The following is an 18,260-nucleotide window of genomic DNA, read 5'->3' as shown; positions in this document are numbered from 1 at the left end:
GAAACGCAGATCTGAATACGCCGAGGGGGCAGCACCAGATCGCTCTGGTACTGCCCCCTCGGCGCGCGTCAGATCTGTTCGAGATGTTGTCTGATCTGCTGCAGGAGCTTCACGTAGTTCCGCCGGTTACTGCCCTTCGGGTCAGTCTTGCCTCGCTCCCACATGCTGACCGTCAGGCGGCTGACTCCGAGTACCTCCCCGAACTGCTCCTGCGTGGCTCCGAAGCACTCTCGGAGACGAGTTCGATCGGCGGGAGGCGGGAGCACCGGGTGTTGCGCCATGAACGCGTCCAGCGCTGCGTGCAGTTCTTCCGTGGTCAGTTTCGGTGCTGGCTTACGAAACTTCCCCGGGTCCATCCTCGGAGCTTCCAGGTCGAGGAAGGCCCACCCGGGGTGCGCGTTGCACTCTGGCCGACGACTACGGATCTCGGTCGTTTCCGCCCTGAGAGCTTCCAGCCGAGACCCGTGCCACTCAATCTCGAAAATCTGGACACGCCCCCACCAGGGCTTGTCCTTGCTGTGCTGCTCCCAGCGCTTCCACGGATCACCGGCGATCCCGATGTAGAGCAGCCTCTTCTCGGAGTCGTACAAGCGGTATAACGCGGTTCGTCCCCCCTCCGCGGTCACGCCTCAGCGTCCCCTTCTCCGATCTCCCGCTTCATGTGCGCGAAGACCTCCAGGTACTTGGCACGCGTCTCTCCAGTCGGGTCGTAGGTACCCCGCTCCCACGCGCTGACCGTGATTCGGTGGACGTTGAGCTCCTTCGCCAGGTCCACCTGGGTTACCCCGTACGCCTTGCGGACCCGCTTCCTCTCTTCCGGAGGAGGAAGCGCGGCGTCCTGTCCTTTGGGCTTCTTCCGGCGCGCCTCAAGACCCGCGATCACCTGCTCCATCGTCTTCTCCTCGCTCTTGGAGTTTTCACCCTCACGAGACATGACGCTACACCGACCCCTTCACATCACACAACATCCACGCTACATTTGGACGCATAGCAACTCGCTACATACCCATAGTGAGATCGCTACCAGGATCGCATCACCCTGTACGTACTCCTAGCTAAGAGGGGGCGCTAAATGACCGCACACCCGGATGAGCCGACCACCCACGAGACAGACCTGACGCGGGGGAGGGGTTCGTCGGCTCCCACCTGGGAGTACGGCGCCCCGGACCTGGGCCTGGGCCCCGTGGCGCAGCCGGTGCAGCCGGCCGGTTCCGACGACGCGGCGCTGGATGGGGTGGAGGGCTGATGGCCGCTCGGGTGCCAGCTCCGGTGCGCAAGCTCGTGGACCGCGCCTCGGTGGTCGCGGCGCTGCTGACGGGCCTGGCGGTCGTGCTGCTGCTCGGCCAGCCGGGGGTCCCGGTGGTGACGTTCGCGGCTGGGGCGGTCCTGGCCTATGGCTCCTTCCAGTACGGGATGGCCCAGGCCCTGGGCAAGAAGCGTTCCCGTCGGCGTCCCGTCCGGCGCTGACAGTCCACATCCGAGTAGAGGGAGATCGTCATGCTGAACCGCATCCGGGATCTGATCACAGAGGTGAAGGACAACAGCCAGATGAGCCGGGACATGGACCAGGCCATCGCGTCCGGCGACCGGGAAGCGATGTCGACGTTCCGGACCGGGACGTTCGCCGCGGCTCTGACCACGGAGGGCCGGGAGGCCCGCGGCCGGGAGGTTGAGGAGTACGCGCGGAAGGTCGTCGAGGTCGACGGCGACGGAGCCCGCTTCCACCGGACCTTCCCCCGCAGGGACCGCGGCTGAGAGTTCTGACGGTTGCCTGATCCGCTCGCACCGGCCCCCGCTCGCGGGGTCGGGTCGAGCGGTGAGGGGGAGCTGTCAGGCGCCGGTCTGCCGGGTCTGCTGCTGAGTTTCTGATCTGACTGTCCCGCGCTGATCCCTTGGGGGGATTGCTATGTCCATCGAGCGTTCGACTCTCGCCTTCATCACGCTGATCGCCTCCCTGGTGGGGGCCTGGGCGGCGTGGACGGCCGCGAAGGGCGGGCACGACCCCATGACGGTCGGGTCGGTCGTGTACGGGGTGGTGGCCGGCGGCCTCGCGAAGCTCTTCGGCGGCGGGGCCACGGTGACCGTGGTCCGGTCGCTGCTTCTGCTCGTCGGCGGGGTGCTCGGCATGGTGGCCTCACTGCTCCTGGGGCGGTCCGCCGGGATCTACCTGACTCCGACCACAGCCTGACTGCTCGCAGTCACGACGTGCGGCCCGGCGGCCCCGGCCCGCAGAAATGGAGCCCAGCATGGCGTTCAAGGCGAAGGACCGGGTGCTCATCGTGTCCTGCGGTGACGACCCACGCGCGGCCGGAAAGGTCGGCCGGATTGTGGACGAGGTGCCCCCGGGGCCTCGCACCGAGGGACGGTGGACGGTGGGCGGGATCTCCCCGCTGATCGCTCCCGTCCTGTGCCACGCGCACGAGCTGCGCAAGCTCTGAGACCACCGTCGGCGGCGCTCCCCGTCCGGGGCGTGTGGTCGGCCTGCAAGTGATCTGGCAACGACTCAAGGAGGCGGCATGGCTCTGTTCGGGCCGAGTGTGCGGGTGAGGACCTACCGGATGGGCTGGCGGAGGGGCGCGGTCGCGCCGTTCCTGGAGGCGGCGGCGCCGGTGATAGCGCAGCTGCTGGAGAAGCGGTTCCGGCAGCGGCTGGAGCCGGTGGAGGTGACGTTGACCGTGTCGGACGGGCTGGCGGAGCTGGCCTGCCGGGCGGAGCAGACGTTCGTGCCCGGGTTATCGGGGCGGGTGCGGTCGAAGGCTCTGGATTCGGCGCGGCGGAACGCGCGGGAGGCGTCGGGGCACGTGGTGCTCCGGCCCGGCCGCCAGGGGACGCTGCTGCTGCTGAACGCCGAGGCCGAGGACGTGTCAAGCGGTGATCTGCGGGACGTGGCGAGGGTGCTGTGTCACGAGGGCGTGCACTGCGTGCAGATGGGGCGGCCGGGTGTGCGGGAGGCGCGGATCGCGTACGACCGGCACGGCTACGACGTGGAGCTGCTCGGTTCGGGTGCCGTGCGGGCGTACGAGGCGCTGGTGGAGGACCACGAGCGGGAGGCGTACGGGCTGGAGGACGACCTGGCGGACGAGCTGTTGCGGCGGATGAAGTGATGACGGTTCTCGGAGCCCGAAGGGGGCCCTTGGTGTTGAAGAAGCTGATCGCGTTCCTGAACCCGCGCACGGCGGCCGGGGTCGCCGGAGCCGGGCGTCCCCGGGTCGTGTGCCTGTGCGGGTCTACGAGGTTCTGGGCGGAGCTCGCCGAGGCGAACCTGCGTGAGACGGCGGCCGGCCGGATCGTCCTGGCTCCGGGGGTCGACATGAAGACGCCGCACAAGCTGTGGGCTGACGGGCAGGATGCCGAGGAGCTCAAGGTGCGCCTGGACGAGCTGCACCGGGCGAAGCTGCGGATGGCGGACGAGGTCCTGGTGGTCAACCCGGGCGGGTACGTCGGCGACTCGACGCGGGCGGAGGTCTCCTACGCGCTGAGTCTGGGCCTGCCGGTCCGCTACACCGACTCCACCGAAGCGGCGGCCGGCCCGCCCGCGACCGAGTCGCCGGTGGCCGGGTCGCGGTCGACGGAGGCACGGGCGCTGGCCTCGTACGAGCTGGCCGACTGGCAGTGCCCGCACTGCGACGAGACGGCCATCGAGGGCACCCACGCGTGGGACGACCGCGGCCCGCACCAGCTGCTGAGCGTCCACGTGCTGCGGTGCCCGGCCGGGCACTCCTGGTCCAACCACAACAACGGAGGCTGACGTGCAGCTGCTGTGGATGGCGGACTACTGGGTGGAGCTCGCAGGGAACTGGAAGCCGACCCGCGCGATCGACCAGGCGCTGGCGGCTGCGGGTGGCGGCAAGATCCTGGACGCGGGGGAGGGGTGATGGCCGTGGCCGGGGTCGAGGCCGGGCGGTACCGGGCCCGGCTCGCGCCGGAGGAGCCAGGCGGCCGGGCGGAGGACGCTGGCTGACCGAAGAACGCGATCCGAATTCGAGGGGGGCCCACCCCTTTGGGGGGTGGGCCTCTTCTGCTGTGCCCGCGGTCGGCGGTCGTCCGCCACGGGCGGGTCAGGCGGCTACCGGATTACGTTGACGATGACCTTGATGCCTCCGGCCGTGATCAGGGCGACTCCGACGGGGACAGAGGCGACGAGGCCGACGACGACGCCGGCGGTGATGCAGGCCGTGGTCAGGCCGAAGTCCGCCCACTCCAGGGCGCGGCTGGGCTTGGGCGTCGCCGGGAGCGAGGTGATGCTGTAGGCGGGGCCTGCGGTAGGTTCGAGCTCGGACACGAAGCTGGTTTCCTGTTCTGTTCTGTCTGCAGGTCCTGGAGCTTCTGCTTTGGACGGCTGGTTGCTCCAGGCCTGCTGGACGTCCGCGAGCGGGAAGCCCCCGATCACCTTGTCCTGCAGGGCTGTTCGCGCCCTGCAGAAGAAATCCTGCGCGACCCTTGACGCCTCGTCGGCTAGAATGGGCGACGGATTGATCCGCATGAGTCGCCATCAACTTGATACTCGTAACTTGATAGTCGAGATGATGCGGCACACATACGGATCAATCCGTAGCGGGGAACCCGTTGAAACACGTGGATCGAAGCAGACATGCGAGACGAACCGTGGTAACTGTGCAGATCCGGCGTGATTTGAAGGTGGAGACGCGGCTGGGGACCCTACGGGAGCTCCGCCGGGAACTCCTCCCTGCCGTCAACGAGACAGTCCAGGCGATCTGGAAGGGCGGTGTCGTACCGACCGGCATACGCGTCCGGCGGGAGTTCTACCGCCTGCCGGTCAAGAAGGTCGTGGATGACGAGCGCAAGCCGCTCCCCAAGGCCGAGCGACCCCTGGCCGCGCAGATGATCACACCCAAGGGGCTCACCCTGCGCCTGCAGCTGATGCTGCTGTACGCCGCCCAGTGCGAAGCCGCTCCCGGCAACGCATGGTCGTGCCCCTACCCGGTGGAGCTGAAGGCCGACGCCGACCACTCACTGATGCGGTTGATGGCCTCCGTCGCCGACTACAAGGGCCCCGGGATCCAGGGCGCCTCCGCCATGGTCAACCGCCGCAGGCAGATCACCCAGGCCCTGCTGCAGCTCGAGCGGATGCACCTCATCCGGCCGACCAATGGCCCCGGCCGGGCCCGGCAGGGCTACGATCTCCTGTCAGAAACCGGCAAGAGCACCGTCGCCGAGTCCGTCCCGTACACCGTGCCCGCGGATACCGAGGCCTTCATCGAGCTCCCGCCCGAGTTCTTCACCCAGGGCTGGATCCACATCCTCACCACGAGCGAGATCGCCGCCCTGCTCATGTGGGTCGACAGCGTCACCTACCACGCCACCCCACTGGAGTCAGAGCAGTTCCCCATCAGCCATGTCCCGAGCGACGTACGCCTCGGGCACTACGGACTGAGTCGGGACGCCTACGAGACCCATCAGCCGTTGGACTCATTCCAGCTGCTCGACGTGATCCGGCCCGAAAAGCGCTACATGGACGGAAAGTGGAACGGGTACTCGGAGAACAGCAGCGACATGTACTGCCACCGCGTCGCTCTCGTACCCGGCGGCTTCGCACGCGACGCCGGACAAGTCGTCCAGGACGTAGTACAGCGCCGTGACGCCACCAACGTCTGGTCACGTCCCCCCAACGCTCCCGAACGCCGGCTTGACCGCATCCGCTTCACCGACGCCGACCCCATGGCCCCGGCCAACTGGTCCATGTAGCCGCGCAAACGATGTCGGGGGTGACTCAGTCCTGACGTGGGGGAGCGATCGGGGCTGGTCATGGGCCCGTGTGCGGGACTGCTCCCTCGCGGCCGGAGAGCTCGACCTGACCTGTTTCTCGATGTTCTCTGCGGCACTGGTCAGTCATCCTGCAACCGCAGCCCTACGGGAGCGGTCTATTTCCTACGCCTTCTCATACGCCGGGGCATAATCGGCGGTTGCTCCGGTTGGGGTTCCTCGGTCTCCGTGGTGCCGTTCATTTTGGCGCTCGCCTGGAGGACTTGGTCGATGATGCGGCGGCGCATCTCACTCTCTGGGTCGTCCTTCAGGTCTTGGGCAAGGCGTTCGGCGGTGAGGTAGTACCCGGTGAGCACCGGCTGCTCGAAGTAGCGGTTGAGCTGGCTTAGGGTCTGGCCGTACATCTGGAGGTACGTACGGTTCAGGAAGGCCGAGAGGCCGGCTGCGACGGCAGCGATCGATCCGACGAAGACTTTGACCTGGGCGTTCTGGAAGTACAGACCCGCTGCGCAGCAACCGATGATGATCAGCAGGCCGATGGCCATGGCGCGCTGGGAGGAGCGGAAGGACCGGTCAGCCTGGTCGGTGGCGATCCGGTGATATTCGTCGATCTGGGTCTGGTTCAGTTCCAGGAGCGTGGCCAGTGGCGTGACGATTTTGAGCTGAGCGAGCCTTTGAGCGTCTTCTACTTGTTGCCGTTCCGCAGCGTCTTGCGTGGCTTTGATCTCGGCATGCTCTCGTCTGATCCTCGTCCAGAGGTAGTAGCAGCACCCGGTTGCGATCAGGAGGAGGGCAGCGACTAATGCTGCCCAGAGCCACCAGGGCGTAGGCGTGGCGTTAGGGCTTCTCTCGGTTCCGCCGAAGAGGAGAGCCCAGGCGACGACGATGCCGAGGACGATGATGACTGGGCTGCTTTTTCCGGCCGGGCTAGACCTGATGAACTGGCCGCGCATCGTGCTCAAGTGCCATCCCCCTGAAGTGCTGACCGCAGATTGAACGGGCAGTGTTGCAAAGAGGCGTCCCGTGCCGCACGCGACTGGGGAAGGAGGATCCCTTGTGCTGCCAGGTTTGAATTGGTTTGGCCGTATCAAGACCTTTCGGCGGCTGATTCGAGATCTTGTTGTGACAGGGCGCGCCGCCCACGGGATTCAAACTGGCACGGCTGCCCCGAACCCTGTGGCCGGGGCAGCCGTGTACTCCTCAGAGCTACCGGCGGATCTGCACCGTGATGCGGACGCCGCCGACGCCGAGGAACGCGGCTGCGACAGCCCCGACGGCGCTTGCGGCCTCGCCCTGGCCCAAGGCCGCGAGCACCACCACGGCAATGACGGCGATGAGCCCTGTGAGGGCGGTCAGCCAGCCCAGCAGATGGGCTTTGGACGGTAAGGGCGTTGGGGTACGGTCAAGTGACGCCAAGGGTCTGCTCTCCTCGCAATGGAACGGCTGCCCGATATATGGCGAGAGGGAGATTCCGCGAGGCCGGCCGTAGGAAGCATGGGCCTCACCGGAGTCTCCCTTCGCCGTTCGCCGGGGGTTTGACTCGTCCGCAAGGCTAGTCACCTATCCCGACATGGACACGCGTGCCCTCCCCCAACACGCCTTGGTGGCGCGGGTTTTCATGCTGTTAGGGCTAGCTCTCCGGCGCCTGAAAACCCGTCTCCGGTGGACCTCGAAACCTGCTGGTCAACGCGGTTTCAGTGTCGGAAACTCGTGCCCCCAACCGACTGCTCCGCCACGGCGAACCTGTGTCGCAAGTCACATGAAAACCTTGCGGTTGAACAGCTCAGAGATGTTGTCGGTCTCGTCGTCCACGAGCAACAGCTTCCTTCTCGCGCCGCTACGCGTAGCCCTGGCCGAGCTGGAGCATCGGAACGAGGACCGCGGCCGCGTCGCAGCGGTCGCATGCCTGGGCGCCGGGGCGCAGCATCGTGTCCAGGGCCTCCTCGATGCCCAGCTCGGCTCCGCCTCCGGCAGCGAGCTGGCAGTCGTGGTCGTGGATGGTGAACCCTCGGCCGCCGGGCTTGGGGCGTTGCACCCAGCCCCAGCGGGCGGGTGGTGGCTCGTGTACGGCCCGATGGGTCGGGACGACGGAGAGGTCGACGCCCTTGATGGGCTCAAGCTGGTCCGCGGTGACCCAGGTTCGGAACTCCATCGCCGAGACATCGCCCTCACCGTCGTACTCCCAGGTGGGTGCGCCTATGCGGTGGAGCCATGGCCAGTCCTCGTCGCGGCGGTGCTCATAGAGCCGGACCTGAAGGCGTTGGCGGCCGTCAGGCAGCAGCATCGTGATCGGGGCCCAGGGCTCTGGCTCAGCCCCGGTCCGCCACGGGTCGTGAACTGGTCGGTCACTTACGCCGCCTCCACCCATCCCTGTACTTGGCCTTAATCGCCAGGTCTTCAGCCTGATCTCGGCTCGGCGGTCAACTTCCTCGCTAGCGCCAGCGGCGGGGAAGGAAGCGGCGCCAGTTCCACCTGGTCTTGTGGTTCTTGGGGTCGACGCGGGGGAGGGGTTCGGGAGTCTGGTCCGGCGTCGGCGCCAGCGGGAGAACGGCAGTCGGCGTGGTGGCCTCATCGCGGGTCGGTGTCGTGAGGGCGGTGTCGAGGGTGAGCTGCACGGGGGTGCTCGGGGTGGGGTGGTTTTGGTGGTGGGCGGTGCGGGCGAGGGCGCGGCGGTGTTCTTCGCGGCGGCGTTGGGATGCGGCGAGGGCGGCCATGAGTCGATGTGCGGGGAGGGGTCGGAAGGCGGGCTGGGCGAGGGTGGTGAGGGGGAGGGGGATGAGGCCCCACCAGGCGGCGCCGGGTTCGGGGTGGGGGTGGGAGATGGTCCAGTCGTGGGCCCAGCGGGCGGTGGGGCCGCTCCAGTCCTCGCCCGTGCGGGCGTGGTGGGTGATGGGGCGGCCGCCGTAGGGGATGAGGAGCTTTTCTCCGGCCAGCCAGCAGACCTGGGTGCCTGCGGCGTTGACGCAGCGCTGCTCGCGGGTGGGGCGGAGTTTGTCGTGGACGGTGGGTTCGCCGGAGATTCGGACGGTGTGGGTGCCGGCGTAGTCGAAGGCGTTCGGGTCGTCGCGGTCGTAGATCCACCAGTGCGCCGTGTGATCGCCGTAGTGGGTGCGGACGGAGTGGAGGCGGGTTTGGGTGGTGTGCTGGTTCAGGAGCCGGTGGGGGTGGTCGATGACGGCGAGGTGGCGGCCGCGGCGCAGGACGAGGGCGGGTGGGAGGGGCCAGGCGGTTCCGGCGAGGGCGGGGTCGATTTCGACGCGGATGGTGATGGCAGGCGGCAGCGCGAGGCTGAGCCGGTTGTGGAGGGTGAAGGCGCGGGTGAGGTCGGCCTGGATGGCGGCGGCTCGGGCGGCGGGGGCCTTGCAGCGGTCGGGGTCGGCGCCGCCGGCGTCGTGGCGGAAGCGGGGGGTGAAGCCGGAGCCGGTGGTGGCCGGGGCGGCGAATATGAGGGCCTTGCCGCAGGCGCAGCAGCGGTAGCGGCCGTTGTTCTTGCCGCGGGGGAGGCGGGTGGGGGCGTCGGGTTCGCGGCGGAGGTCGATGACGCGGCCGTGGTCGGCGGTGTCAATGGCGTATTCGCTGAGGCGGGGGAGGCGCGGGCGGGGCCGGGTCGTGGTTCGGGTACTGGGACTGGACATCGGGCGGCTCCTGGTGGCGGGGCGTGCGGTGGTGAACGGGGCGGTGCGTGGTGGTGTGGAGCCTGACGCCCTGGTGTGTGTCCGGCACTTTGTCCGTAGCCTTCCTGCAGGTGAACTCCGGACAACGAGCCCTTTGTCCGGGACACGGCCGGACAATGCCGGGGGGCGGGAATGGCAGGTGGCAAGGGGCGGGGTCGGGCATGGGCGCCGCTGCGTGCGGAGTCCGAGGAGGCCGGGGAGTTAGCCCGGTTCCTTCGGCACCTGATGGACCTGCACGGGGTCACGGTGCGGGCGTTGGAGTCAGGGGTCCCGTACGCGCGGTCGACGATCAGCGACAACCTCACGGGTAAGGTGCCGCCGAAACAGTTCGTGGAGGCCGTCGTCAGGGCGGTGGTCTTAGAGCCCCGCAAGCAGGCTGTCGACCTGCGCAGGGCCCTGGACCTGTGGCAGGCCGCCCAGACGCCGTCGGCCTCGGTCGTAGTCCGGTCAGCCCCAGGCGCCGGGACCGCTCTCGCCCTGGCGGACAAGACTTCAGACCGGCTGTACGAGGTGATGGACCGCAACCTCGAACTGGAGAAGGACCGCATCGGCACCCAGCAACTCGTCCTGCTTCTGATGCGTCTGGTCGGCAGCCTCCAGGACCAGGTCGCCGCACTCAGAGACGTACCGGCGGCCGCCGCCGAGCTGGCTTCGGTCACCGAGCAGCTCCTCGCCGCGCAGAAGGAGCTGGACTGGGCGCGCCAGGCCCGTTATGAGGCCGAGCTTCTCGCCTCGCGGGCTCAGCAGGAGAGTGTCGCGTTGCAGGAGGAGCTGGCCCGGTTGCGGGCTGCGGCACCCAGTGCGGAGGAGGCTGTGCCGGTGGCGGCCCAGCTGCCGGCGGAGCTGCAGGAGGACTTCTTCCTCGCCGACGTGGAGCGGGCGTTGGCGACCGCCGAAGGGTTCCTCCAAGAGGGCGCGCAGTTGCGCGAGCGCCTCGGCGGAGAACTGCCGGACATCGGGCCGTCCCGGCCGGCGGAGGCGGTAGAGGACGAGGAACGGGCCGTGATGCGCATCGTGGTCCTGCTGGCCTGCCGGACCTTGGGTGTCGTGCTGGTGGTGGCCGGAGCCATGTTGAACTACGCGCTGAGCACCTGGTACTCCCGAACCGCGGGCGGCGTCGGCGCCTTGCTGTGGGGGCCTGGAGTGCTGCTCCTTGTGGACCCGTGGGACGCCTATACCGACTGGTGGCCCGCCCTGCGGGCTCGCATTCACCATGAGCCGGACCCGCCGGCCTGGAGCATCGACCTGGGCGCCATCTTCACCCGGCTGCTGCGGATCGCCTGGGCCATCGGCGCTTCGGTCGGTGGGGTGCTGATCCTGGCAACGTTCTACTGGTGGCCGTTGTGGTGGCTGATCCTGCTGGTGCCGGTGGCACTCGGCCTGGTCGGGTACACCGTGGCTGGGAGGAGCCTTCCCGCCGTACGGGTCCTGATGGCCATCACCGGACAGATCGCCGCCCTGTTCCCAGGCACCGCGCTCGCTCGAGCGTTCCACCTGGAGGCCCTGCCCCGCGGCCATGCCCCAGCACCGTGAACAGCCCTTGGGGGCGCGGGGGGAGAGCCGCGAGTGCCTTGTGCCGGTACGCCTCGAGTGAACCGGGACCAAGCTCCGGGGAGGGACCTGGCCGTCGCTCCCCTGCGGGGCGGGCACGGCTCTTCGGCATCGCTGCGGGCTGAGGAGGGACGTCCTCACTACATGCCCGCCTCCTAGGGACGCCGAACGGTGTCCTGCCTCTGTGTCGTATCGGCTGACGGTGGGATGGCGACGATCCGTCCGTCGACCACCTTCTTCCGGATCTCTGGTTCGCCGCCGGGCGCTGTGACGGCTGCCTGGTGCAGTGCCTCGCGGGCGGGCCAGGTCCAGGGATGCTCCCGCCAGTAGCTGTGCCAGCGGATCTGACGCGAGAGGTGGAGGAGGTGGCGGTCGAGCTCTCCCACGGGTGGTGGTGGTGGGATGGAGAGCTGGTTGTAGGTGCGGATCCACTCCACCTTGAGCTGGACCAGATCGTCCGGGAAGCAGTTTTCCGCCATGGCTCGATTACACCACGAGATTCGAACGCGAGTACGATTGCTGTATGTCGTTCGACTTCCCACCCCGTCTGCAGGCCCTTCAGGCCCAGCTGCACCGCGTGCGCGCCGAGTACGCAGCGTTCTGCCGGAGCCTCCCCTGGTCGGTGGAGCCGCATCCGGGATGGCAGGCACGCGAGGGCGTGTACTCACACCGCGGCGATGTGCCGGCGAGCCCCGGGTACACCGACGAGCAGCGCCGCCGGAAGGCTGCCTACGAGCAGCGGCTGCGCCGCCTGGCCTCGGTCGTCAGCGGTCATCCGTTCTGGTCGACGGTGGAGCGCGAGCAGGTCGTGGCGGCGCGGATGGCCCTCAAGCGGGTCTCCGCCGAGGAAGCGCAGGGCTAGCCATGGACATCGGTGGCGGGCCGGTCTGGCTCCCGCCGGACCTGGACCGGCTGCGGACCGTGGAAACCCTCTTGTCCGTACTCCTCGAGCAGACCCGCCAGCGGATCTCCGTGCTGGAGCAGGCCGAGCAGGTCCGCACGGACGCCGCCCGGCACAAAGCGCCGGTCGTGGACTGGGTTATCCAGTACGGCATCAGCGCCCAGCAGCGGCCCGAGCTCGTGCACACCGGCGACTGCCGCATGACCTCAGGCCGATCAAGACCCGTAACTCGCCGGCAGGCCCTGGAAACGCTGCAGAACACCGCGGCGCGCCCATGTGAGATCTGCCGGGCCGACTCCGCCCTCGGCCTCCTCGACCTGTAATCAGCGACCCCGACACGGATGCGATCACCATGCGGAGGGCTTGAGCTGGAAGTACAGCGAAGAGCGTGGAGGCGGTGGTGGTCATGGCTCGTCCGGTGTGGGCCGGAAATCTGGCGTTCGGGCTGGTCAGCCTGCCAGTCGGGCTCTATACGGCCACCGACAGCCACACCATCCACTTCCACCAGCTGGAACGCGGCACCTCCGACCGGATCCGCAACCGCAGAGTGAACGAGCGCACCGGTGAGGAGGTGGGACTGGACAACATCGTCAAGGGCTATGACACCGGCGAGGAGTACATCCTGGTCGAGCCGAAGGAGCTCGACGAGATCGCCCCGGGCCGCTCCCGCTCTCTGGAGATTGCCGGGTTCGTCGACCTGGAGGAGGTCGAGCCGATCTTCTTCGACAAGACGTACTACCTCGGCCCGCGCGGAGCGGAGTACGCGAAGGTGTACAGCCTCCTGGAGCAGGCCCTGTCCAAGGCCGGAAAGGCCGGCATCGCCACCTTCGTCATGCGCCAGCACGAGTACCTCGTCGCCGTGAAGGCCGAAGACGGAATCCTCACCCTCCACACCCTCCACTGGGCCGACGAGATCCGGGACCCGAAAAAGGAGATCGACACCCTGCCCGGAAAAGCGAAGGCCTCGGAGAACGAACTGAAGATGGCCGAGCAGCTCATCGAGGCCCTGAGCATGGACTGGGACCCCGACCAGTTCCACGACACGTTCCAAGAGAAGGTCGCCGCGCTGATCGACGCCAAGAAGACCGGCGAGACCGTGGAGAAGGCCGAACCGGCCGCGAAGGCCACCGGCGCCGTCGACCTCATGGAAGCCCTGCGCGCCAGCGTCGAGCGCGCCCGCAGTCCCAAAGACACCCGCGGGGAGAAGGCCACGACCGCAAAGAGCGCAGGGGGAAAGAAGAAGGGTGCGCCGGCGAAGAAGCGGCTCACTTCCAGCGCCGAGTCCCTTCAGCCACTGACCAAAGCCGAGCTCTACAAGAAAGCCACGGCCGCGCACGTGCCCGGCCGCTCGGCCATGACCCACGACCAGCTCGTCGACGCCCTTGCCGGTACGCCTGGCCGACGGTCCCGGTCCTGACACTGCTGCTGGGCACCGGCGGGAAGCTCTGTTCCTGCTTTTGACGCGGGGGAGGGGTCTGCTGGGCAGGTAAGTGCGCCCTGTGTGCGCCGGATCATGCGCCCTGGCTCTCAAACGGGCGCACTCTGTGATCCGTCTCACGTGAACTGTCGTTAACGCTGGTCGGCGCATTGGTGTAAGCGGACGCGAATGTTCCGCCAAGAACGAGTGTCCGCCGGTTAACCCGAGTGCCCGTTCGTGTCGGTGAGTACACGTGAGAGCACAGAGCGTTCTCCTCAGGGCTGCGATGGCTGGGCCCGGAGTCGCACCGGAACACGTAAGGAGGGTCAGTGGGGCACGAGATGGCCCGGTACGCGCCGAAAAACCCCGGCGCCTACCGGATGACCGCCGCAGGCCCGGACGCCGCAACGCGTCTGATAGCCCGCACCGCCTCGCAGGCCAAGGCAGAACGTACGACCGTGCCGCGCACCGATGTGCTGTACGCAACCTCCCAGCCGCATCTGGGAATCCGGAAGCCGGCCGTCGGGCCGCCGAATGATCGAGAGGGGGAGCGGTGAACGACTCGTCGTGGGACTACGAGCTGACCAAACCCGACCCGGCTGACTTTCCCGTTGCCTTCGAAGGCTTCTTCGCTCAGAACAAGAGCGCCTTCCTCCGGATCGCCGGCTCCCGGCTCCGCAACCGCCAAGACGCGGAAGACGCCGTCATGGAAGCCTCCTACAAGATCTACCGAAAGTGGGAGCGGATCCTGGCCCACGAGAACCCGAAGGCAATGGCCTACCTGATCCTGAGCAACTGCCTCACCGACTTCTACCGCCGCCGCACCCGGATGGCCGTCCGCGACGAAGCCGCGCGCCAGCAGACCCCCTCCGTCTCCTACTTCACCGAGCTCGGCTACAACGCCGCGCTCGACGCTGCCCTGGACGAACTGGAGAAAACGGCGCGTCTGCAGGCCAACAGCGTGCGCCTGCGCCACCTCGCCAACCTCTCCTACGAAGACGTCGCGCTGTACCTGGACATCACCCCGGGCGCCGCGAAGACGAACGTGTCCCTCGGCTTGGCGAAGCTGAAGGACCTCATGAACATCCCTGACGCGGGGAAAGGGGATTCCTGATGTTGGAAGAGATGCTCAAGGCCCAGGCCCAAGCTCTCCATGACGAATACGACGACCACGACACCACCGGCTTCCTGCGTCGCCTGGCAGATCACATCAACGAGGAAGGGCAGCGCCCACCCCGCGTCCGCCTGTCGGCCCTTCCGTACGACACTGGCGCCGAGCCCCAGGCGGAGGCCGTGGAACGACCTCCTCGGACCCAGGTGACGCCGCCCGCCCAGGGGCCGGAGGCACGGACCAGGACGCAGGGATTCGTCCGGCCCCGACTGCTGCGCCGTCCGCTGCGCCGGCGGCCGACACCCATCGCCCCGCCCGAGCCCGGCGTCAGCCCGGCCGCAGTGCTCGCCTACGTCCGCAAGCTGTGCGAAGTGGTCCTGGCCTCCAAGGACGTCGAACGGCTGGAAACCTTCGACGAGGACTACGACCAGGCCGGCGCACGCACCTACGCCTGCCTGCTCTACACCCTCGGCAAGCACGACGGCGCCCTGTACTGGTGGAGGTTTGCGGCGGGCGCGGGCGACCCGCTCGCAGCCCACCTTCTCGCTTCCCACCACGCAGCGGTCGGGCTGACGCCCGACGCCCGGGTCTGGCGGGCCTTCGCCCACATGCTCGGGTTCAGCAACGAACGCCACATCCCCGAGCCCGTCCACACTGAGACCGTGCTCGCGGAGAACTTTGCGGTCAACGTCCCCTGGCACCAGGAACGCCAGGCCTTCCGGCTCGGCCTCCCCAGGGATCTCGCCACCCGCTGAGCCTGCCGCTGACGGCCAGTGGTGCTCCCCAGTTCCGCCAAGGAGCCTGGGAGCACCACAGGCCTGACCAGCAAGTTTCCGCAGCCGGCTTACCAGCAGTAGCGGCCGATGCAACCGTTCCCCAGCGGTAAAACTGCAGTTCGGAACACTCGAGATCAACTTCTCCAGTGCAGCGTCAAAGCCTCCCGGCAGGACTTGCGGACCTATTCAGCGCCTCCTGCACGGTGCGCCCATCGAGCTTCCGCCATCGGTACGAGGCGACGCCTGCTCCCTCTCCATGCCACCGCGTGCAACGACGCATGCCCGAATCCAAGGGACCACCCATCCATGTCCCAATCAACCTCGACCTCGCCACAGGGCCCCGCCTCCGCCCCCCAGCAGCCGACGCCTCCACCGGCGGGCGGCGGCGCGGCGGCTCTCCTGCCCCTTCTGGTCCTGGTCTTCGCCCTGCTCGTACTCATCATCGGGGCGGGGCTTCTCTACGTGACGCTCGCCCACCCCTCCCTTGCGATGCCACTGACTGTGGCGGTCGCAGGAGTGACTGTCGTCTTCACCATCGCCGGCGTCATCGCCGCCTTCATCGCGGCGTCCAGGCGGTAGCCGACACGCGCTCGCCGCGGGAGACAGCCGGCGCGTCGCGTGCACAGCGTCAAGCATGGTCGAGCCGACAGAGGAGGAGACCACTCGCTTCTTCAAAAGTCTTCGGAAGATCACCTGACTCGGCGAGTTCTTCATAGCCACGTTCACCTAGCGGCATCCGATGCTGGGTGCTACCAGGATGCGGATCCAATCCCCTGCCTGACGCAGCACCGTTCCGTGTTCGAGGCGGCGGCGCTCCCGGTGTACGGCCGGATTTGCATGGGGTTGTGGCTGGTTCAACCTCTTGGCGAGGGAGCCTCCGGTGGACATCGTGAGGCAGGAAATGGCCGATCTACAGGAACGGGAACGCGATGTACGACGCCGATACCGCGCGAGAGCTGGCGGGCCGGGCGGCCCAGGAGCGTTACGACCAGGAGGTCCAGTCCGAGGTGATCGGGCAGGGGCTGGCCGCAATCGCACGGGCGCTCCTGGAAGTCGCCGCAGCCATCCGCGAGAGCAAGTAGAGGCACCTCCGACCTCATTCATCAACGCGTAGAGATCCACGCGCTATAGCTCCGGTGGAAAGCACCGTGCGGGGGGCTGTCGCCCTCGCCTTGCCCTCCTACATCCGCGCGGCGCGCGACGACGAAGAGCCTCTGTCCATCACCGTCCTCCACCAGGACATCGGCAAGCCCGTCGTCCACCGCTGATCCCTCCACACGAGGCAGGCCTCGACCAGGTTCTGGTCGAGGTCTGCCCCTTTGTCGTCATCGAGCAGTCGACAGTGTGCGGTCAGGCGCGGTAGGCGACAGCAATGCGCCGGCCCTCGTCGTCCTTCCTGTCGGTGAGCTGGTAGCTGAACCCGCACAAGGTGCGGCGGACCTCCCAGAAGTCCCCGCAGTACTGGTCGGCCTCGACGTTGATCGTGCGGCCGTGTTCCGGTCCGTACATCAAAAAGATCTTCATGGCGCGCACCGTAAAGATGTAGCTGCGCTTGTGTCGCGCGCCGATGGCGGACGTGTTCGGCTGCCGCCAACGTGCGGCGTCGCCGAGGTGGTCGTGCCTCCACTAAGGTCGTGACCAATCCGTGCCGACATGGGTGCGCGGGTCAGGGCCGGTGCCCAGAGCTCTCTGGGGCAGTACGACCGGCCCGCTTTCGGCCCCGATGTCCTACGGGACACCGGGGCCGGTTGATGTCCGTGCTCGCCGCGTCGAGCCACCCTGCCTGCCGATTCCATACCCGGATCGAGCCGACTTCGGCCGATACGACCAGGCACACCCGGTCCCGCTGCTCGTTTCTGTTTGAGTCCTCGCGGTGTTCCGCGGGGTGTCTCTGGTTTTGTGCAGAAACGGTGTCGGGCGCAGAGCACATGTCAGCAGGGCGCAAAGTTGTGTCGGCGCCCTGAACCCGTCCGTCGCCCTCGTGACGCGGCGTGGGGTGGAAGCCGGCGTGAACGCCTCGGTGGCTGCCGAGCCGCACTCGACCTGTTGTCTACCACAGGCCCATACGGCGCGGGTCACGACGGTTGCGCCGGGACTGCCATGGCCGTTTGTCGAAGGCAGACCGGCGGACATAGCCAGGGCTAAGGGCCTTGAGCCCGATGTGACGCACCATTTGCCGTCGAATTCTTAGTCGACGGACGAGCCCGCGTCGCGGGCGGTGCTCGGGGATGCGGTGCAAGTCCCGGGTGGTCAGATCACGGAGCCACCTGCGTCCATCCGCGTCGCGGAAGGTGACAGCGGCTGGCGCAGGCACCGCAATGTCGCTGGAGTAGGGCACCTCAATGGCCGCCTCGTTGTTCCCGTCACTGGCCTTCAGGACATCCGCTACGAGCAGCGGCCGGTCGCCCATGCGCTCGGGATGGGGCGCCCAGGTCAGACACTCCACGTCGAACACAGGCCGGTCGGAGGCGTTCTTGACCTGCACAACAATGACGAGATCTTCCCCATCCCGACCTGCAATGCGTGTCTCCTCCGGGGTGGGAGGGAACATCCAGCACGAGACGCGATTGGCGTCCGTCCGGTGCTTGTCGCCCCGGTCCCGCCCGATAATGTACGTGGTGGCGAGCAGGGCAGCGCTCGATCCGGCCGCGCTGACCCAGGCGGGGAGAGTTCCCCAGTCCATCCCGCTGATGTTCATGCGCTGCAGCGTGCCCCCTGCTCGGCCGACAGGTCTGCCAATTGAGCAACTTCAGAGCCTCGGCCCTACCGTGCTCCTCCGCGGCTACGGGTGCCTAGCCTCTTCCACCAGGGCGGCTCCTCAGTCCGGCGGCATCATCGACCGCTTCCACGACAACGTGCTCTACAACCTCCCGGGACTCTCCGTGTCGTCACCGCCTACTGACACGGACTCTGCGCATCCCACTGACATCAACCCTGCGCGCAACACGGCGTCCGTTCCTGCCTGGGCTCTGAAGGTTGTTCCTGCCTCTGGTGTTGGGCGACATGGGAATGGGCTCTGGCACTGATCTTGTGGTCGCTAACCGTGTGTGCCTCACCCGTGTCGTCTGTCACCAGAACACAGCCAGCACTTCGCGGTTGAGCTGCA

At 67.7% G+C, this 18,260-nt stretch carries 27 protein-coding genes and 1 pseudogene; 18 read left to right on the top strand and 10 right to left on the bottom strand.

Annotated features, from left to right (window positions below; all coding sequences use genetic code 11):
* Positions 1-68 precede the first annotated feature (68 nt).
* Both ACIPK4_RS37205 and ACIPK4_RS37200 read right to left on the bottom strand, forming a co-directional pair.
* Positions 69-590 carry a helix-turn-helix domain-containing protein gene (locus tag ACIPK4_RS37205; protein ID WP_402321601.1) on the bottom strand — a complete coding sequence of 174 codons (522 nt, stop codon included), beginning with the start codon at positions 588-590 and terminating at the stop codon, positions 69-71.
* Between the two features lie 32 nt (positions 591-622).
* Entirely contained in the window at positions 623-892 is a 270-nt protein-coding gene (locus ACIPK4_RS37200) for a helix-turn-helix transcriptional regulator (RefSeq protein WP_402321598.1), read from the bottom strand.
* 180 nt (positions 893-1,072) lie between these two features.
* Between ACIPK4_RS37200 and ACIPK4_RS37195 the strand changes: the two genes are divergently transcribed.
* The 8 genes and pseudogenes from ACIPK4_RS37195 to ACIPK4_RS37160 all read left to right on the top strand — a co-directional run bounded on the left by ACIPK4_RS37195 (position 1,073) and on the right by ACIPK4_RS37160 (position 3,875).
* Positions 1,073-1,246, top strand: a complete 174-nt coding sequence (locus ACIPK4_RS37195; protein WP_402321595.1) for a hypothetical protein — start codon at positions 1,073-1,075, stop codon at positions 1,244-1,246.
* A complete protein-coding gene (locus ACIPK4_RS37190) occupies positions 1,246-1,467 on the top strand; it encodes a hypothetical protein (protein ID WP_402321592.1) in 222 nt (73 codons plus the stop codon). The genes ACIPK4_RS37195 and ACIPK4_RS37190 overlap by 1 nt, the downstream gene beginning before the upstream one ends.
* Positions 1,468-1,497: 30 nt before the next feature.
* On the top strand, positions 1,498-1,755 hold the full coding sequence (locus tag ACIPK4_RS37185) for a hypothetical protein (protein ID WP_402321589.1): 258 nt from the start codon (positions 1,498-1,500) through the stop codon (positions 1,753-1,755).
* A gap of 151 nt (positions 1,756-1,906) precedes the next feature.
* A complete protein-coding gene (locus tag ACIPK4_RS37180; protein ID WP_402321586.1) occupies positions 1,907-2,188 on the top strand; it encodes a hypothetical protein in 282 nt (93 codons plus the stop codon).
* Positions 2,189-2,246: 58 nt separating this feature from the next.
* Complete coding sequence (locus tag ACIPK4_RS37175; protein WP_402321584.1) at positions 2,247-2,438, top strand: hypothetical protein; 192 nt, start codon at positions 2,247-2,249, stop codon at positions 2,436-2,438.
* Between the two features lie 78 nt (positions 2,439-2,516).
* Entirely contained in the window at positions 2,517-3,104 is a 588-nt protein-coding gene (locus ACIPK4_RS37170) for a hypothetical protein (protein ID WP_402321581.1), read from the top strand.
* Between the two features lie 47 nt (positions 3,105-3,151).
* Positions 3,152-3,505, top strand: a pseudogene (locus ACIPK4_RS37165) (hypothetical protein); the annotation flags it as partial.
* A gap of 244 nt (positions 3,506-3,749) precedes the next feature.
* Positions 3,750-3,875: a hypothetical protein gene (locus ACIPK4_RS37160; RefSeq protein WP_402321575.1), complete on the top strand. Its 126-nt coding sequence runs from the start codon at positions 3,750-3,752 to the stop codon at positions 3,873-3,875.
* Between the two features lie 191 nt (positions 3,876-4,066).
* Here the strand turns inward: ACIPK4_RS37160 and ACIPK4_RS37155 are convergent, their stop codons facing one another.
* A complete protein-coding gene (locus ACIPK4_RS37155) occupies positions 4,067-4,282 on the bottom strand; it encodes a hypothetical protein (protein ID WP_402321572.1) in 216 nt (71 codons plus the stop codon).
* 332 nt (positions 4,283-4,614) lie between these two features.
* Between ACIPK4_RS37155 and ACIPK4_RS37150 the strand changes: the two genes are divergently transcribed.
* On the top strand, positions 4,615-5,706 hold the full coding sequence (locus ACIPK4_RS37150) for a hypothetical protein (RefSeq protein ID WP_402321569.1): 1,092 nt from the start codon (positions 4,615-4,617) through the stop codon (positions 5,704-5,706).
* Positions 5,707-5,882: 176 nt separating this feature from the next.
* Here the strand turns inward: ACIPK4_RS37150 and ACIPK4_RS37145 are convergent, their stop codons facing one another.
* The 4 genes from ACIPK4_RS37145 to ACIPK4_RS37130 all read right to left on the bottom strand — a co-directional run bounded on the left by ACIPK4_RS37145 (position 5,883) and on the right by ACIPK4_RS37130 (position 9,359).
* Complete coding sequence (locus tag ACIPK4_RS37145; RefSeq protein WP_402321702.1) at positions 5,883-6,677, bottom strand: hypothetical protein; 795 nt, start codon at positions 6,675-6,677, stop codon at positions 5,883-5,885.
* Between the two features lie 253 nt (positions 6,678-6,930).
* Positions 6,931-7,140 (bottom strand): hypothetical protein, encoded by a 210-nt coding sequence (locus ACIPK4_RS37140; RefSeq protein WP_402321566.1) that lies wholly within the window; start codon positions 7,138-7,140, stop codon positions 6,931-6,933.
* 421 nt (positions 7,141-7,561) lie between these two features.
* Positions 7,562-8,008: a DUF6233 domain-containing protein gene (locus tag ACIPK4_RS37135; RefSeq protein WP_402321563.1), complete on the bottom strand. Its 447-nt coding sequence runs from the start codon at positions 8,006-8,008 to the stop codon at positions 7,562-7,564.
* 148 nt (positions 8,009-8,156) lie between these two features.
* Positions 8,157-9,359, bottom strand: a complete 1,203-nt coding sequence (locus tag ACIPK4_RS37130; RefSeq protein ID WP_402321560.1) for a hypothetical protein — start codon at positions 9,357-9,359, stop codon at positions 8,157-8,159.
* A gap of 264 nt (positions 9,360-9,623) precedes the next feature.
* Here ACIPK4_RS37130 and ACIPK4_RS37125 point away from each other — a divergent pair, with 264 nt between their 5' ends.
* Positions 9,624-10,931, top strand: coding sequence for a hypothetical protein (locus tag ACIPK4_RS37125; protein ID WP_402321557.1), 1,308 nt, complete (start codon positions 9,624-9,626; stop codon positions 10,929-10,931).
* Positions 10,932-11,104: 173 nt separating this feature from the next.
* Here the strand turns inward: ACIPK4_RS37125 and ACIPK4_RS37120 are convergent, their stop codons facing one another.
* Positions 11,105-11,428: a hypothetical protein gene (locus ACIPK4_RS37120; RefSeq protein ID WP_402321554.1), complete on the bottom strand. Its 324-nt coding sequence runs from the start codon at positions 11,426-11,428 to the stop codon at positions 11,105-11,107.
* A gap of 44 nt (positions 11,429-11,472) precedes the next feature.
* Here ACIPK4_RS37120 and ACIPK4_RS37115 point away from each other — a divergent pair, with 44 nt between their 5' ends.
* The 8 genes from ACIPK4_RS37115 (at position 11,473) to ACIPK4_RS37080 (ending at position 16,236) form a co-directional block, all read left to right on the top strand.
* Positions 11,473-11,811 (top strand): hypothetical protein, encoded by a 339-nt coding sequence (locus tag ACIPK4_RS37115; protein WP_402321551.1) that lies wholly within the window; start codon positions 11,473-11,475, stop codon positions 11,809-11,811.
* A gap of 2 nt (positions 11,812-11,813) precedes the next feature.
* Positions 11,814-12,173 carry a DUF6233 domain-containing protein gene (locus ACIPK4_RS37110; RefSeq protein ID WP_402321548.1) on the top strand — a complete coding sequence of 120 codons (360 nt, stop codon included), beginning with the start codon at positions 11,814-11,816 and terminating at the stop codon, positions 12,171-12,173.
* An 83-nt stretch (positions 12,174-12,256) separates the two neighbouring features.
* Positions 12,257-13,267: a Ku protein gene (locus ACIPK4_RS37105; RefSeq protein ID WP_402321545.1), complete on the top strand. Its 1,011-nt coding sequence runs from the start codon at positions 12,257-12,259 to the stop codon at positions 13,265-13,267.
* Positions 13,268-13,596: 329 nt separating this feature from the next.
* Positions 13,597-13,824 (top strand): hypothetical protein, encoded by a 228-nt coding sequence (locus ACIPK4_RS37100; protein WP_402321542.1) that lies wholly within the window; start codon positions 13,597-13,599, stop codon positions 13,822-13,824.
* Entirely contained in the window at positions 13,821-14,381 is a 561-nt protein-coding gene (locus tag ACIPK4_RS37095) for an RNA polymerase sigma factor (RefSeq protein WP_402321539.1), read from the top strand. Before ACIPK4_RS37100 ends, ACIPK4_RS37095 begins: the two co-directional genes overlap by 4 nt.
* A complete protein-coding gene (locus tag ACIPK4_RS37090) occupies positions 14,381-15,133 on the top strand; it encodes a hypothetical protein (RefSeq protein ID WP_402321536.1) in 753 nt (250 codons plus the stop codon). Before ACIPK4_RS37095 ends, ACIPK4_RS37090 begins: the two co-directional genes overlap by 1 nt.
* A 327-nt stretch (positions 15,134-15,460) precedes the next feature.
* The gene (locus tag ACIPK4_RS37085) at positions 15,461-15,733 is read left to right on the top strand and encodes a hypothetical protein (RefSeq protein ID WP_402321534.1); all 273 of its coding nucleotides are present in this window, start codon (positions 15,461-15,463) and stop codon (positions 15,731-15,733) included.
* 350 nt (positions 15,734-16,083) lie between these two features.
* Complete coding sequence (locus ACIPK4_RS37080) at positions 16,084-16,236, top strand: hypothetical protein (protein WP_402321531.1); 153 nt, start codon at positions 16,084-16,086, stop codon at positions 16,234-16,236.
* Between the two features lie 268 nt (positions 16,237-16,504).
* Here the strand turns inward: ACIPK4_RS37080 and ACIPK4_RS37075 are convergent, their stop codons facing one another.
* A complete protein-coding gene (locus tag ACIPK4_RS37075) occupies positions 16,505-16,678 on the bottom strand; it encodes a hypothetical protein (protein WP_402321528.1) in 174 nt (57 codons plus the stop codon).
* Between the two features lie 526 nt (positions 16,679-17,204).
* The gene (locus ACIPK4_RS37070) at positions 17,205-17,852 is read right to left on the bottom strand and encodes a hypothetical protein (protein ID WP_402321525.1); all 648 of its coding nucleotides are present in this window, start codon (positions 17,850-17,852) and stop codon (positions 17,205-17,207) included.
* Positions 17,853-18,260: the final 408 nt, after the last annotated feature.

It is taken from the genome of Streptomyces sp. NPDC086989, from assembly GCF_044745505.1.
In the GTDB taxonomy this organism is placed as follows: domain Bacteria; phylum Actinomycetota; class Actinomycetes; order Streptomycetales; family Streptomycetaceae; genus Streptomyces.
Note: the sequence above shows the minus strand (reverse complement) of the source record. Positions and strands in the feature narration are given on the sequence as shown.